This is a genomic window from Paenibacillus sp. CAA11, assembly GCF_003060825.1.
GTDB lineage: Bacteria > Bacillota > Bacilli > Paenibacillales > Paenibacillaceae > Fontibacillus.
On record NZ_CP028922.1, the window covers coordinates 837,832 to 853,558 of the forward strand.

Annotated in this window: 17 protein-coding genes; 15 read left to right on the forward strand and 2 right to left on the reverse strand. The window is 39.2% G+C overall.

Going from position 1 to position 15,727, the window contains the following annotated elements; translation table 11 throughout:
• The first annotated feature begins 23 nt into the window (after positions 1-23).
• The 8 genes from DCC85_RS03710 to DCC85_RS03745 all read left to right on the forward strand — a co-directional run bounded on the left by DCC85_RS03710 (position 24) and on the right by DCC85_RS03745 (position 7,708).
• A complete protein-coding gene (locus DCC85_RS03710; RefSeq protein ID WP_108464359.1) occupies positions 24-1,742 on the forward strand; it encodes an ATP-dependent nuclease in 1,719 nt (572 codons plus the stop codon).
• A 748-nt stretch (positions 1,743-2,490) separates the two neighbouring features.
• Positions 2,491-2,688 (forward strand): helix-turn-helix domain-containing protein, encoded by a 198-nt coding sequence (locus DCC85_RS03715; protein ID WP_108464360.1) that lies wholly within the window; start codon positions 2,491-2,493, stop codon positions 2,686-2,688.
• A complete protein-coding gene (locus tag DCC85_RS03720) occupies positions 2,672-3,049 on the forward strand; it encodes a hypothetical protein (protein WP_108464361.1) in 378 nt (125 codons plus the stop codon). Before DCC85_RS03715 ends, DCC85_RS03720 begins: the two co-directional genes overlap by 17 nt.
• Positions 3,050-3,303: 254 nt before the next feature.
• Positions 3,304-3,489 carry a hypothetical protein gene (locus DCC85_RS03725; protein WP_108464362.1) on the forward strand — a complete coding sequence of 62 codons (186 nt, stop codon included), beginning with the start codon at positions 3,304-3,306 and terminating at the stop codon, positions 3,487-3,489.
• Between the two features lie 198 nt (positions 3,490-3,687).
• On the forward strand, positions 3,688-3,873 hold the full coding sequence (locus tag DCC85_RS03730; protein WP_108464363.1) for a helix-turn-helix domain-containing protein: 186 nt from the start codon (positions 3,688-3,690) through the stop codon (positions 3,871-3,873).
• Positions 3,870-4,946: a hypothetical protein gene (locus DCC85_RS03735; RefSeq protein ID WP_108464364.1), complete on the forward strand. Its 1,077-nt coding sequence runs from the start codon at positions 3,870-3,872 to the stop codon at positions 4,944-4,946. Before DCC85_RS03730 ends, DCC85_RS03735 begins: the two co-directional genes overlap by 4 nt.
• 1,113 nt (positions 4,947-6,059) lie before the next feature.
• On the forward strand, positions 6,060-6,215 hold the full coding sequence (locus tag DCC85_RS22860; RefSeq protein ID WP_159081767.1) for a hypothetical protein: 156 nt from the start codon (positions 6,060-6,062) through the stop codon (positions 6,213-6,215).
• Between the two features lie 2 nt (positions 6,216-6,217).
• Complete coding sequence (locus DCC85_RS03745; RefSeq protein ID WP_108464365.1) at positions 6,218-7,708, forward strand: recombinase family protein; 1,491 nt, start codon at positions 6,218-6,220, stop codon at positions 7,706-7,708.
• A 67-nt stretch (positions 7,709-7,775) separates the two neighbouring features.
• On the opposite strand, the gene DCC85_RS03750 is transcribed toward DCC85_RS03745, so the two are convergent.
• Positions 7,776-9,332 carry a recombinase family protein gene (locus tag DCC85_RS03750; protein WP_234414331.1) on the reverse strand — a complete coding sequence of 519 codons (1,557 nt, stop codon included), beginning with the start codon at positions 9,330-9,332 and terminating at the stop codon, positions 7,776-7,778.
• The gene (locus DCC85_RS22865; RefSeq protein ID WP_159081768.1) at positions 9,333-9,488 is read right to left on the reverse strand and encodes a hypothetical protein; all 156 of its coding nucleotides are present in this window, start codon (positions 9,486-9,488) and stop codon (positions 9,333-9,335) included.
• Positions 9,489-9,835: 347 nt separating this feature from the next.
• On the opposite strand from DCC85_RS22865, the gene DCC85_RS23610 reads away from it, so the two are divergent.
• From DCC85_RS23610 to DCC85_RS03795, 7 genes are all read left to right on the forward strand, one after another.
• Positions 9,836-10,012 carry a helix-turn-helix domain-containing protein gene (locus DCC85_RS23610; RefSeq protein WP_108464366.1) on the forward strand — a complete coding sequence of 59 codons (177 nt, stop codon included), beginning with the start codon at positions 9,836-9,838 and terminating at the stop codon, positions 10,010-10,012.
• Positions 10,013-10,014: 2 nt separating this feature from the next.
• Positions 10,015-10,218, forward strand: a complete 204-nt coding sequence (locus tag DCC85_RS03760; RefSeq protein WP_108464367.1) for a helix-turn-helix domain-containing protein — start codon at positions 10,015-10,017, stop codon at positions 10,216-10,218.
• A 429-nt stretch (positions 10,219-10,647) separates the two neighbouring features.
• Positions 10,648-10,830 carry a helix-turn-helix domain-containing protein gene (locus tag DCC85_RS03770; protein WP_108464369.1) on the forward strand — a complete coding sequence of 61 codons (183 nt, stop codon included), beginning with the start codon at positions 10,648-10,650 and terminating at the stop codon, positions 10,828-10,830.
• Positions 10,830-11,909 (forward strand): hypothetical protein, encoded by a 1,080-nt coding sequence (locus DCC85_RS03775; protein WP_108464370.1) that lies wholly within the window; start codon positions 10,830-10,832, stop codon positions 11,907-11,909. The genes DCC85_RS03770 and DCC85_RS03775 overlap by 1 nt, the downstream gene beginning before the upstream one ends.
• Positions 11,910-12,902: 993 nt before the next feature.
• Positions 12,903-13,472 (forward strand): recombinase family protein, encoded by a 570-nt coding sequence (locus DCC85_RS03785; RefSeq protein WP_108464372.1) that lies wholly within the window; start codon positions 12,903-12,905, stop codon positions 13,470-13,472.
• Positions 13,473-13,670: 198 nt separating this feature from the next.
• Positions 13,671-14,591: a site-specific DNA-methyltransferase gene (locus tag DCC85_RS03790; RefSeq protein WP_108464373.1), complete on the forward strand. Its 921-nt coding sequence runs from the start codon at positions 13,671-13,673 to the stop codon at positions 14,589-14,591.
• Complete coding sequence (locus DCC85_RS03795) at positions 14,584-15,726, forward strand: DNA methyltransferase (protein ID WP_108464374.1); 1,143 nt, start codon at positions 14,584-14,586, stop codon at positions 15,724-15,726. The genes DCC85_RS03790 and DCC85_RS03795 overlap by 8 nt, the downstream gene beginning before the upstream one ends.
• Position 15,727 lies beyond the last annotated feature (1 nt).

Here is a 15,727-nt window from a genome sequence, read left to right on the forward strand (position 1 = left end):
TAATAAATAGGAGGGAAGAACCAATGAGGTTGACGAATTTTAGTGTCACTAACTATAAAGTCTTTAAGGAAGAGTTTACAATTGAGTTTTCAAAAGATTCAATTGCTATTTTAACTGGAAGAAATAATACAGGTAAATCAACTATATTAGAAGCTATCAACTGTTTTTTTCAAAAAGAGAGTAAAGCGAAGACTATTCCTAACGACTGCTTTTCTGAGCGGGGGAAGAGTATTGTCCTAAAAGCGGTTTTTGAATCTGGTGGAGATAAAGTTACTATTGTAAAAAAATATAAAGAAGAGTCTGCACCTAGTTTTTATGATGAAAATGGTACTGAAATTAAAGGCACACACGAATCAAAGGATAAGTTGGAAGAAATTTTAAACAATAAACCATTTTACATCACACCATCTATGTTACCTGATGACATTAATGACTTAATTCAGAATATTTATTCTGAAATAATTAAAAACGATTTACAAAAACTTGAATATTTTAATGGAGACCCCGAAAAAGAGAAAGAAATGTTTACATTAGCACAGGAATATTCTCAAATCAAAAAGTCTTATCCTGAGTTTCTAAGAAGGATTAAATTAAATACGGACAAAATACTTGAACAAGTAAGTAACGATGTTTCCGATAACTTGCGAATTCTATTTTCTAATGAGCATTTATCTTTGAATGTTGTAGGTGGTGAAAGCGAAGGTTTTTCATCTACGGATATATTAAAGTCCACAAATTCAAATGTTCATATTGACAGTAATAAACAAACTAAAATGCCTCTAGCAAATCAGGGTACTGGATTACAACGAATGAGTTTAATATATCTTATTCAAAATATGATTGAAAAAAAGCTTTTAGATGAAAACGATAATAAGTTGTTGCTCATAGATGAACCAGAAGCTTTCTTGCACCCAGAGGCAGTTCGAGCGTTAAGTCGTTCTCTTTATAAAATTGGACAAAAAATGCCATTAATGATTTCGACACATTCTCCAATACTAATAGATTTATCTGAGAGACATACCTCTATCCAAGTTTTTCGGGTTGGCGAAAAAGAAGCAATTCAATTATACAAGTCCGTTAGTGAGCAATTTGATGATGATGATATTCAAAATATGAAGATTTTAAACTATGTTGATTCTTATGTAAATGAATTCTTCTTTGCGGATAAAGTAGTGATTGTCGAAGGAGATACTGAGTATATTGCTTTTAAACACCTTGCTAAACAAAGCAATAAAAATATACATATAATCCGTGCTAGGGGTAAGGCGACAATTGCAACCCTGATGAAAGTTTTAAATCAGTTTAGCTCTAGTTATGATGTTCTACATGACGTAGATAATCATATTAGGTATTCCTCTTCTACATTAAAAGCTCAGCTAACAAATTGTAAAAAAATTGTAACATTAAAAAATAGCGATGACATTAGAGTGTTTTGTTCAATATCAAACTTTGAAAATGCCATTAATATTGGAGACGTTGAAAATGATAAAAAAACTCAAACTATCTATCAAATATTACATGACACCTCTGATACGGGTGATTTAGCTAAAGCTAAAAAGTTAGTGGAAAATTTATTTAAACATATAATAAATCGTGAGGAAGAAAAATCTTTAGAAGGTGGATTTCGTAGGATAAACAATGAAAAAGAATATGATGATTTATTTGATGATTTGATTCAACAAAAAACTAAAGAGGAAATGGAGGAAAAGAAGAAAAAGGAAGAGGAATTGGTGAATATATGAATAGTTTGATAATCATTATGAAGTGGGGCTGAATGCCCCATTTCTTTTTTATACCAATTAACTCTGGTCGACTTAGATAACCGTCCTTTTTGTACCACCTACCCAGTACCTGATGAAATAGTCATTGCATATGAGCCGATGTTAAGGCTTGTCATACCCGCCTGAAATTTTTCCAAATATCCTTCTGTACGCACAAAGAAGCCCCTACCGTATCGGCGGTAATGAAATAAGAACAGTAATGAAAGATGGAGAACCTTGGTTTGTGGCTTAAGATGTTTGCGACATACTTGAACTAACTAACCCGTCAAAGGCATTAAGTACATTAGAAGATGACGAAAAGAGTTCTCTAACTATTAGTTATAGTGGTAACACGACTTGCGAAGTTCTACCTTCTATTAGAAAGAACGGCATGTGCGCACAAAAAAGCCCCTACCATATATCGGCGGGGGCGAGAATAGGGAGCGTTGTTTCTAGTATTAACATGAAGATGGCTAGTATACCTATTTCCCTATCAAATAAAAAAAATGCTTTATAAAGCACCCCTTTTCTGCAAACTTCCCCTTACTGAAAAACCTAATTATCCCCAGTTACCATCGTGATAGACCTCAATTACCTTAGCTTGCCTTTGTCAGTGTTTTATGCTGACGACTCATGTGTTCAACCTAACTCTTTACTATCCGTACACACTTGTCGTTAGTCTTTACCAACCTTTACTTATAATGAGGTCAATCAAGAAAGGAAGGTGAAGATGATGGAAAAAATGTTCTCCATCAAAGAAGCGAAAGTCGTGCTAGGTCTATCCTACAACACCGTATATCGGCTGATAAACAACGGCACTATCAATGCCGTTAAAATCGGCGGCTCTATTAGAATCCCACAGGCGGCACTCAGGAAGTTCATACTTGAGGACACCACAGGAGGTAATGTCAATGATAATCAACCATAAGGCGGTCTCACTCACCGAAGCCGCCACAATGCTGAACCTAAATGAACAGGAAGTTTTACGACTGAGCCAGCATGGTTACTTGGAGCAAAGCAAGCCTGAAGACGGCAAGACACGAATTAGTCTCCACAGCCTTGAGAGATACGCCCATCGTAACGCTATAGCCCTTCAGGAAGTCCCTAAGCCCTTTGTAGGGCTTGCAGGAAGCTTTACCATTGGTGAGGCAATGACCAAGCTAGGATTGAAGACTGAAGCTATGGTACACAAGCTAATACAGGTAGGGAAACTGAAAGCAGGGTTTGAGGGTGGGGCATACGTTGTCAATGCTCAAAGTCTACACAACTATGTAACAGGACGGTGCTAGTCATGAGAATGTAAACATTGAACGAGATTTCAAATTTACTAACTAATGCAACTCCTACGAGAGTTTACACGATGCAACGCATCTGGAACTGGTGTCAAAATGAAGCCTTACGCTATGTAGTAATTCCTAGCGGGGTTCGCGGGGTGTCTTTCAAACCTGTGTGGATTCGAGAGGACGAATTGAAGAGCTTTTTACAGAAGAAGGGCTTTAATACCGAAACGCTATTTCCCACAAGATAAGGAGAATGAAAACTTATGAAAGCCAGTGATTATGCAATTCAGTTTGATAACTATATTCGCAATTGGTGTCAACTAAATGGTCTGAGCTATAACGAGGTGGTTGATAAAATTTGTGGAGTAAGTAATTTACCTGAGCTTGCGGGCTACCTAGCCAATAATGGGATAGACCCAAAAGCCGCCTTTGGTAGCTATTCACGTTGAGGTAATCGCCCCATAGGAAACACAAAAGAGAAAAGCCCCTGCTGACCAAGGCAGGGGCAATCAGAGGAACGTATACTTTCATTATAGGCATGTTCTTTCGCAACTAAACACTCATTTGGAGCGACAATTTAAAGTAAGAGGGTTATTTTTTTAGCCTTCACTGTCACTAGCTTATACCACTACAAGGGGGAACAGGACATGAAAGAAATATTGAATCGCAAAGAAGCCGCAAAAGTCGCAGGGGTTAGCCCTAGAACGATTTTGAGAGCCATACAAGCCCATCAGCTAGGCGCTGTTAAGCTTGGTGAGGGTAAGACATGCTCTTACATGATAAGCCGCTCAGCCGTTGCAGAATACATTCAGAAAAGGGGGCGGAAGCAATGACGGGCAGATTCATTCTGTACCATAACGGATTCTATTCCCTTCCGAATGAAGTAGCATGTTGTAGCCGCCTAACAGGGGATTCATTAAAGTTGCTTGGACTTATTATGAATCGGGTTAATACTGCTGAATCACAGGGCAAAGAACTGAAAATTGTTGTCATGCCAAGACTCTTTCTAAAGAGGATATTCGGAAACAGCGTTGACAAGACAGTAAAGAACTACGCCAAACGCTTAAAGGAACTTGGGTTCATCGAATCCTATCTAGTGCAAGGTGGGGACGGTGGGGAGTTCGTATTCACCATCAATGACCGCCCTGAGAACAATCCTTACGTACTTCTGAGCCGTATTGAAAATGAAGTGATTGCCAACGCTGAGTTACAGGCAGGACATGGAGCGGATGACTTGCTAGAAGCCTTTACAGCCGCAGTACAAGCTGTAGAACAAGATTATGCCGTTAGGCTAAAGAACGCCGCTGAGAGCCAACGAGAGATTATTCTAACAGCGTACCGTAGTTACCTTAGTGAAGCACTCCAAGTTGATGGGAAGGCTTGCGTAGGGACTAGACAAGCTAAACCTAAGAACGATAAAGTCAAGTCTTCAACGACAGTGACCGCCTTACCTGATGATGTTGATTCATGGTCATTAGCTGACTTCATGAATTGCTTCCTCCAAGAGTACAGGAAGATTACTGGAAAGAATCACAGCATTAGAAAAAGCCAAAAGACTGGTAAAAATGTTGAGGATTGCATTAAGGACTTACAGCACCATTATCGAGACCATGAGAAGGCAAAGCGTAAGCCGTTAATGAAAAGGCACATTGAAGCGTTCTTTGTGAACTATCCGCCGACTGATAAAATCACCCCAACTGCATTTCTAATGGCTAACTCCGAAGCACTCTACAATGTTGAAGACTTCCTTGAAACAGGAAAAAGACATGTCCCCTATGGAGAAGTACGTTCATTCAATGATAAAAAAAGTCAGCCAGAATTGAAAGCACTGCAAACAAAAGAAGCCAAGCAGGAAAACAAAGGGCTGTCGCCAGATGACTTTTTAAGAAGAATTAAGTTATTGTGATATGAAGGGAAGGAAAATAAATTCCTTACACAAGGAAAAATATTTCCCTGTACATGGAATTTGTTTTCCCTCCAATCAGAATACATGGAAATATCTTTCCCTCTCACGCCCATTTTCCCTAGGTAAAACCTAGGTATATTGCTTCCCTAAGAACTTACTATAAAGAACATAAAGAACTGAGAACAAGTAGTACAGCACGACAGGTGAAATTCGTTGACAATAAGTGAAATTGGCGGATTAGGAATAGACAGCTTTACTGTACTTTTACCAACCTCACCTAATTTCTGATTTTACCAAGATAGACTTTACATGGGATGGTACAAGATATGTTCCGCCGCCCCTGTTGACGCAGGAAGCGACTTTTAACCCCCCCGTGAAGGAAGGAAGCCTTCAGGCTTCTGACCCTCACTGTATGCTAACATATGTAATTAAAGTCGTTCAACAACTGTTAAGTAAGATGGGGATATCAAATTTTGCCCCACCCCTACCTACCTCATTGTTTTACTTCCTCTTCGCAGGTGTCCACTTAAACCCGCAATTCATACATCCATTAACGAGTTCACTTCTACCGATAAACCCAACTAGTATACTCACAGGCAAGGATAGGCTAATCGAAATCCAACAAACAATGCCAATGAAAGCTATAAGACCTTCACTTACCCCTAATCCACTACCACCAGACAACATATTCATCAATATAAATTGAGTTACAATAACACCGATAATTACTACTAATAGCGGAAGCAACGCCATCCACCCTAAAGTCTTAAACATTTTTGAGAAGCTATAGCCCCTTTTATTGGCTACTATTTGTGTTGATTTGCATTTCCGACAGGCAACAGTGCTACCATTACCTGATGCACTCGTAGGGATACCCGCTCCCCCTGCTTTACTGACAGTAGTCCTGTTAGCTTGGGTGGGCGTTGACCTGTTGGGTTGATTCATTGTAGTTTTAGTGGTACGTTGCACTTCTTTTGACTCCCTCCTGATGTGTGTTTGGGCACGCAGACCTATTCGGCAAAGTTTACCAAAACCCTTTTTATAGCCTCCCTTTTGTGGTTCGCATCTTTTCTTCTACATGGAGCGACCACTGATAGTAGGGAGATGATGATAATGAATGTTGAAAGAACTTTTATCGGGCACGAGTCATTTAAAAGTCTGTTTATGCCTTTGATTGATGCTCAGATTGACAGAATTATGGAACAACAGAATGACTTACAGTATAATGATGGTAACGCCAATACATCTCATAGTGAAAGGGTTGCATAACTATGAGATGTGCAGTATATATACGTGTTTCGACAGATAAAGAAGAGCAAAAAATGTCATTACAAAATCAAAGAAGTTTATTTTACGAGTATCTAGAAAAACAAGGTTGGGATGTATTTGACTTCTATGTAGATGTTGAGAGTGGGACAACTGGTAAAAGGGAAAACCTGCAACGCTTGATACAGGATGCTAAGGCTCGAAAGTTTGATGTTATTGTTGCAAAAGAACTTTCACGCCTTGCTCGTAACGGAGGGCTATCGTATCAAATTAGGGATATGGCTGCGGATAACGGTATTGGCATTGTCACACTTGACAATGCAATCAACACGCTTGAGAGAAAAGGCGAAATGTTTGGGTTATATGCCTGGATATATGAACAGGAATCACAGCGTACATCAACTAGAATTAAAGCCGCCCTTAGCAGTAAGGCGAAGAAGGGTGAGTTCAAAGGCTCTATACCACCATATGGCTACAGACTTAATAGCGGAAAACTTGTTCTTGCTGAGGACGACACGCCCAACAATGTAAAACGGATATTCCGAATGTACCTAGAAGGCAAAGGATTTGACGCTATTGCACGTACATTGACCCGTGAAGGGTGTCTAACACCTGCCCAAGTCATCAACAAGAAAAACGCCGGACTATACTGGCAGGGTACTTCTATTAAGAAAATTCTAAATAACCCTCATTATGTTGGCGACTTAGTTCAAGGGCGGCAGACAACAATAAGCGTTACATCAAAAGTACGTGAAGAAGTACCAAGGGATAAGCAAATTATTATTGAAGACGCTCACCATGCTATTATCTCTAGGGAAGATTTTCAAGCTGTACAGCAGTACATGGAGGGGCGAAAGCGGCAAAAAGTAAAGCCCAAGGCTAAGAAGCACCTTTTTACTAACTATCTCTTCTGTACCGATTGTGGCAAGGCTCTATGGTATGTCCATTATCGAAAGGGCTATGTATGCGGCAACTATTATAAGCATGGAAAACACGTTTGCAGTCAGCATAGCGTGAAGGAAAAGGAACTCATAGGGGTTATCCTTGCTGACATTCGTAAAAGTGCTGAGACACTTAATGAGAATGAAGTTATGGGGCGGCTGGAGGCAAAGACCGTACAAGAAAGAAAGCAAGTAGACAAGCAAATTCAGTCTTTACTAAGCCGTATTGAAAAGCTAAAGGAGCAAAAGACAGGCTTAATCAGACTGTTGGCAAGCGGTACGATTACTGAGACCGAATATAAGGAAGCTACGGAGAGTGGCAATGCAGAACAGCATAGCCTACAAGACCAGTTAAAAGGCTTCCAGTCTCTACAATGTAATAATAGTACAGGGGAAAGTATCGTTCGATTTAAGAAGGAACTCAAGCAGTTTATGATGTTGGACGAACTAACTCCTGAAATGCTACATCGGTTTGTTGATAGGATTCAAGTTAAAGCGGATGGCTCGGTAAACATTCATTACAAGTTTACCGCCACCGCTCTTCTTACGGCTTAAATTACAGTGACCGACACTCAAGTCATGTGGAGTGTACAGTGTTACTTAAATTAAAAGGGGCTTCCGATTAAGCCCCTTGCAATAGTTCGCTCATATCCTGATCCTGAGGGTGAGCGATGCTGTAGTGAATCTTGATAGAGCCATCTTGATGGACTTCTATCTTTTCAATTACTTGATGGAGCAATTGTTTTAGAACTTGCTCATCATCAATGTCAAGCTGTGCAAACAACGCAATTTTCTTCTGAAAGGCACGGAATTGCTCTTCCGTGTCTTTTTGTGTTTCGATAACGGATTCCAATTCCGCTTTCCGTTTAGCAAGGGTATGTTGTTCTGCCTGATTGCGTTGATTTTGGGCATTAAACTGCTCAAGGGTAAGAGCCTGATTAGAGAAGAGGGTTATTAACCCTTGAACATTCTTCTCTAGCTGTTCTTGTTGCTTATTCAGCTTGTTCAACTCTTTGATTAGTGCGGATTGTTTTAGACCAACATTCCCTTTTACAGCATCGAATAGCCTGTCCAATCTAACGTTACTGCCAATCAGTTCCTTCAGGTCATCCTTCACAGCTGTGAGTAAGGTACCATACCCGATAACGTGGGAAGAACAGAACGCCTTTCCTCGCTTCACATAGCCACAACAAACGTAAGCCCCATTCTGCTTCTTTAGCCTATCCTTACGGTAGGTCATACCATGACCACAATCAGGACATAACATAAGGTGTGCAAAAAGGCTTTCCTGACCGTTACTGTGGCTATTTCCTTTTGATTTCATAAGGTCTTGTACGGCTTTGAAATCTTCCTTTGAAATCAGGGCAGGGTGGGCGTTCTCGAAGATAATCTGTTTATCTTCGGGAACTTTGACCCGTTCTTTAGACATGTGGCTTCTTACTTCTTCGCGATGTTGGCATAGTGTTCCGGTGTAGGTGACGTTGGTCAAAATACACTTAATGCTTGATTGTTGCCAAACCGTACCTTGATTACCTGCATTAGATACTGTTCTTGGTGTAGGGTAGCCGTGCTCAGTCAAGAAGTTACTGATTTTTTGCATTCCCCACCCGTCATGTAGATACCAGTGAAAAATGCTCTGCACGGTTGGAGCGGTCACTTCATCAGGGACTAAGTTTCCATTCTCATCTCGTCTGTAACCATATGCAGGCAATGAAGCCTGATACTTTCCCCGTTTAGCACTTCCTTGTCTTCCTAGCTTGATTCTACGTGAGAATGTAGCACTATCCTCTTCCGCTAATAAGGCCCGAATGTTGAAGTTAAATTTACTTTGGCTCGTAACAGAATCGTAATTATCCTCAGGAAGAATTAAACGAGCACCGGAACTAACGATAATGTCTGCCGTCTGCAAGTTTTCTACTAAATTCCGCCCAAGTCGAGATACGGATTTAGCTATAACCGCATCAAACTTCTTCTTTTTCGCATCGGCAAGTAATCGTTGCATTTGTGCACGATTTTTGACCTTCAGCCCACTTATACCATTGTCGATGTAAGTACCTGCCACAGTCCACCCGTTACGTGTAATCAAATCCATAGCATAGGCAATTTGATTATCAATGCTATCTTTCTGAGCGTCCCTAGTGGTACTCACTCGTGCATAAATCGCTACTTTCAAACTCATTTAACTCGCCATCCCTTCAGTGTCCTTTGAAGGAATGGTGTTTGCTCTATTTTCATCGTAATCAGGCTTATTTAGCTTGTCAATGTGAGCCTTGAGAATCGAAAGCAGAATTTCCTCTAGATTGTTGCTTCCGTTAAATGTGCGTTCCACTTTCATATTTTCAACCCCCTCACTTTTAGTTGTCGTTCTATGTCCTTGACTAGTTGCGATGAGGTTGAAAAAGTACCCCTTTTCTTTTTTTTAGTTTCCGCTCTTGCATTTCATTTCGTTCAGATAGTATCTCGCTATTATCGCTATTTATCTGAAATATATTGTACGTTAATGTTCGGTTTTTACTGAAAAATGGTTAGCTTCGTTCTCTCCCTCCTTTCCTGAAAACAAATGACCCATTCTTATCAAATAAGTTAAGATTTTTCACGATTTTTACGCTCATTTGTTAATCTTGCAAACTGCTTACTTATATTGTGACTGCTACAAATTCACTACCGAGAGGAGCGGTCTTCATGGAACGCTTGTACACCATTAAAGAGGTAATGGAAATCCTTCAGCTTTCTTACACTACGGTCTATGCGATGTGTTCAAACGGTACTCTGCCAAGCTGTAAGGTGGGCGGTAGCATCCGCATTCACCAAGAATCGTTAAGGAACTTCATCCTAAATAACACAAAGGGAGGTCAATAATTATGGAAGATATGAAATCTTTTCTAGGGCGCTTGTACAGTGCCGATGAAGTAGCAAAACTTCTGAACATTGACATGAATACCTGCTACAAATGGCTAGGCGAAGGACGAATTAAAGGAATGAAGTTAGCAGGGGCGCTTTGGAGGATTAGAGATGCAGATTTAAGGGCGTTTGTTGAGCAGTCCATTAAAGAAGGGAGTCGTTAATTATGGAGAAGTATTACACTGTTGCTACAATCGCTCAGCGACTTTCACTTCATAGCCGCCGTACCGTCAGTGATGATGCTGTCTACGCTTGGATTAGACAAGGACAGTTAGAGGTAGAACGCATCTCAGGCAATATACGGGGCTATGGTAAGTACCCCTACTATGTAGAGAGAACGCGTCTAAAGACATTTCTTCGGGAAATGAACTTTGACGTTGACAGGATTTTTCCTGATAGGTGAGTAGCCGTCCAAAAGGATACAGAAAAGCCCCTGCTGACCAAGCAGGGGCAATTAGAAAGGAACGTGTACATTCAATATAAGCAAGTCCTTTCGCAACTTAACGCATACATGGAACGACAACTAAAAGTGAGAGAGATATTTTTTAGCTTCCACTGTTACTAACTTATACCATCATCGAGGGGGAACAGAAATGAGAGAGGTAATGAATCGTAAAGAAGCCGCCCGAGCCGTAGGAGTTAGCCCTAGAACGATTCTGAGAGCTATACAAGCCCGTCAACTTGACGCTGTGAAGATTGGTGAGGGTAAGACCTGTTCGTACATTATAAGCCGTTCAGCCGTTGCAGAGTACATGAACAGAAGGGGGCGGAAGTAATGGCGGATAGATTCATTCTTTATCATACCGGATTTTATTCTCTTCCGAATGAAGTTGCGTGTTGTAGCCGTCTAACAGGCGACTCGTTGAAGTTACTTGGGCTTATAGCAAATCGAGTAAATACCGCTAAAAAACAAGGTAAAAAGCTGACAACTGTCGCAATGTCTAGACTTCTGTTAAAGAGAGTATTCGGCAATAGCGTTGACAGAACATTAAAAAATTATGCTAAACGGTTGAAGGAACATGGGTTTATCGAATCATATTCCTTTCAAGGAGGGAATGGAGGGGAGTTCATATGTACCATGAATGACCGCCCTGAGAACAATCCTTATGTGCTTCTGAGTCGAATTGAGAATGAATTGATATACCTCGCAGAATTACAGTCAGGACAAGGAGCAGATGCGCTGCTAGAAGCCTTCTCGACTACAATACAAGGTGTAGAATTCGATTATGTAGGTAGACTTAAGAACGCCGCTGAGAACGAACGTGAAGCCATTCTAGCGGAATACCATGATTATCTAAAGGAATCACTTCAAGTAAACAGGAATGTTTCTGTTGGAGTCAGTAAGTCGAAGCAAAAAAACAAGAAGATTAATCCTGTACCGTCAGAGACTTTCTTACCTGATGACGTGGAACAATGGTCTTATCCAGAGTTTACGAGTCACTTTCTCCAAGAATACCAAAAAGCTACAGGAAGAAGCCACAACAGAAAGACTCGGGAGGGTAAGACAGTTGTAGATTGCATTAAGGAATTAGAACGTCATTACCGAGACCACTTGAAGGAAGAGCGTAAAACGATGATGAAAAAGCACATTGAAGCGTTCTTTGTGAATTATCCGCCCCCTACATTTGACCCAAAGGCATTTCTTATGGCTGACTGCGATGCTCTATATAATGTTCAACGCTTCCTAGAGACTGGAAGCAAGCATATCCCGTATGAGCTGTCATGTAAGGACAGCAAGGGTAAGAGTCAAGCCGAGTTACGAACACAGCAAGCACGAGAAGCCAAACAGGAAAACATGGGTATATCTCATGATGATTTCCTTGCGTTGATTAAACGTAAAGCGTCAGGACATTAAATGTTGATTTAGGAAAATAAATTCCTTTCACATGGAAATATAATTCCCTGTACACGGTATTTATTTTCCTTTCAACTGAATTATTGAGGAATTATTTTTCCATCTTATATTCGTTTTCCATAGGTACTACCTGAACATTTTGCTTCCCTAAGAACTTATATAAAGAATAGATAAAAGAACTGAGAAGAACGTAGTACGACGAGGGGGAGTTCATATTCAAAGTAAATGGCGTACGACGAGGGGGAGTTCATATTCAAAGTAAATGGCGTAAGATGAGAGGCATTGCTTTTACAGTTTTACCTTTTAAGTTTTCTCTATTCGGATTCCACTAATAGCGGCACAGCCTCCTTTACTAGTGCCTTCATTGAGCCAAACCGTTTACCAGTAAAAGGACATATAAAGTTTGGTTTTACCTCCAACATTGCTGATTCTTCACCCTTCGGGAAGATTACCCGTAAAATATGGCTTTCGCCCCTTCTAAAACCTCAGGTGCGGCTAATTCCTCAAAGTTTGCAAAGGTTTTCCAATATTTCCTATTATTCCTTCCTGTTTGTCCCCCGAAAGTCCTTATATTTAAGTTTTTATCGGTAGAAGAAATATCAGTGACCTCTTTGATTGAGCTACTTTATTCATATGACTAATAATGTAATCCGCAACTGTTGGCTCTTCCGATGATTCAATTTGATCCCATTGTTCTATGATAATGTCAGCGAGACTTTTCGAGTAATACCCTGTGCTTTCCGCTACCCCTTCGCGTCTTCCGCCTCTAGTCATGTTCCGCCCTCTTTATGAAATATAATGTTTGAGTGAATCAAGTTACAGATTCATATGAGTGGTACGTAAACGATTGTTTATGAAACACTTTTTAAGTTACCGTATTTAACGTAATTATAGGTTAATATACGGTACGAAACTCATTCCAAAAACATATTTACGAAAAGGTTCGTTTATGATACCATGCTATAAGGATACATACCGAAAGGAACGATAGGAATGAGAATTGCATACGCACGGGTTTCGACAGCAGACCAGTCCCTTGATTTACAAATGGACGCTCTAAAGAAGTTCGGATATGACCGAATTTATATGGAGAAAGCCAGCGGCGGCAAGGATGATCGTCCCGAGTTAAAGAGGGCATTGGAAATGTTACGCGATGGGGATACTTTTATTGTTTACAAGCTTGACCGTTTAGCTCGTTCAACATTAAAGCTAATTGAGACTCTTGACCTGCTGAATAAAAAGGGTATTGAGTTCGTGAGCCTGTCCGATAACATTGATACGTCTACGGCGGCAGGAAAGGCTATGTTCGGTATGATGGCAGTCTTTGCGGAGTTTGAGAGGTCAATCATACGTGAACGTACCAAAGCAGGGTTGGAAGCGGCTAGAGCCCGTGGACGCATGGGGGGTCGTCCCATGACAGATAAAAAGAAGCTTGACAAAGCAATTAAGCTATACGAGAGTGGAGAATTTACAGTAACACAAATAGAAGAAATGACAGAAGTAAGCAAGGGTTCGCTTTACCGTGAACTTAACAGGAGGAAACAAGAAGTTTTCAAGGAATAATACGCTATTAATAAATAGACCCCTCCGGGTGTCGAATGAAATGTATATAGCTGAAGCAGCCCAGTTTACCGATATATTACCTGCATCAAATTTTTGTGAGTTCGTTGTACGCACAACTCATTTTATTTTTATGCGAATATATGTTCTGTTTATGATATAATTTTAGTGATTTTGATAGAGTATGAGGAGACAGATATTATGGCTAAAAAGATTAAAGAATATAATAGAATTCCTGACAAGATGAAAAAAATTATTAAGCCTCTGAATAATTTAAGTGGGTCTGAATGGACACAGTTAAGTAAAAGTGTAAATGTTTATGGAGGCAGCATTGCTCAAAAAAGAAAGGATCACGGAGCTGCGTTCCCACTTGAACTAGCAAAGCATTATATCAAAATATACACAAACGAGCATGATACGGTATTTGATCCATTTATGGGTGTTGGTACAACAGCAGATGCATGTAGTTTATTAAATCGAAATTGTGTTGGCTTTGAATTAAATCCAGATTATTTTTCCCATGCTACTCAAGGAATAGATCCGGTAGATTCAAAAGGAAATTTAATCTACGACATTAATAAGCAAATTTATAATGATAATTGCCTTAACCTTGATAATTACTTACAAGGGGAATGTATTGATCTAACGGTTACTAGCCCACCATATGCTGATCTATTGCACAAAGTAGCTCATAGTTTTGCAGGTTATAGTTATGATAAAAATATCTATAACGATCAAGGTAGAGACTTAGCAAAGCCCTATTCGGAAAATGAAGAGGACTTTGGGAATCTTTCTTTTGAAGAATATCAACACAAAATAACAGAACTAATGGGGAAAATTTATTCTGTAACTAATGAAGGTGGATACAACGTTTGGGTTGTAAAAGACTATAGAGATGTAGAAAATCATATTCCATATGTAAATTTGCATTCCAAGATAATTGACGCGGCTATTCGCAGTAATTGGATTTTAGTTGATGTAGTTATTTGGGATCAATCAGCACAGAGGAAACTAGTTAAGTTGGGTGGAATAAAATCGAGAAGATTTTATTTTAATATAGGCCACTCTTTCATTCTTGTATTTAGGAAAAATATAAAAGGAGAAAAATTCACTAATGAATAATACAATTCTAAACATTCCATATACGCACAGTTTCTTTCCATACCCCGCGAAGTTCCCGGCAGAGCCAATACGAGAACTTATTCTAAAATATAGTTCTATTGGTGATGTTATTTTAGATCCGTTTTGTGGTTCTGGTACTGTGTTAGTTGAGTCTATGCTTAATAATAGAAATGCAATTGGTATAGAACTTAATCCAGTATCAGCATTAGTATCTAAAGCAAAATCAAACAATTATAAAGAAGAAGATTTGTTAGAAGTTCAATCAATAATTAATGAGCTAATTAAAATAGAAAACAATCGAGACAATTGGCTTACAGAAACATTATTAAGTGCTGATGAAATTCCAACTTATAAGAATATTGATCATTGGTTTAAAGAAAATATGTTACATGAACTAACCGCATTAAGAAAAACGTTTATTTTTAATTATAAATATACCAACAAGTGCTTAGAAGATTTAGTATGGATGGCTTTTTTGAAAATTATCGTATCTGTTTCAAACCAAGATAATGACACGAGGTATGCAGCAGTTAATAAGCCAGAACTTATTAATGGTTTTGCTATTAAAAAATTTCGTGAGGTATTAGTAGACTATAATAAGCAGTTGATGAACAGCTCGAAATATATCTACGGGATCAATAGCAAAATCGAGGTTATTGAAGGTGATGTGACTGTTAAGTTTCATGAAATTGAAGATAACTCTGTTGATATGATAATCACTTCACCACCATATATAAACACATTTGATTACTACTTATATCATAAGCATAGAATTTTTTGGATGGATAAAGATCCTCAGATTATTCGAAGAAAAGAAATTGGATGTCATCACAGAATAGATACAATGTCTTTTGAAAAAGCAAAAAATGAATATTACACTTCTATGGACACCTTATTTAGTGTTGCAAAGGACAAACTAAAAAAAGGAAAGTATTTTGTGATGTTAATAGGAGATGGGATTGTTAAAGACGAAGTAGTAAAGGCTGACGAGCTAATAGAAGAAATTGCACTTCAAAATGGCTTTGTCGTTGAGGAACTTAATACAATTAACCTGAGGGAAGTATCGAAGGGATTTATTAAAGGTAGGTCATTAGATAGAAAAAATCATCACTCAATTGTGCTAAAGAGGTGCTAAA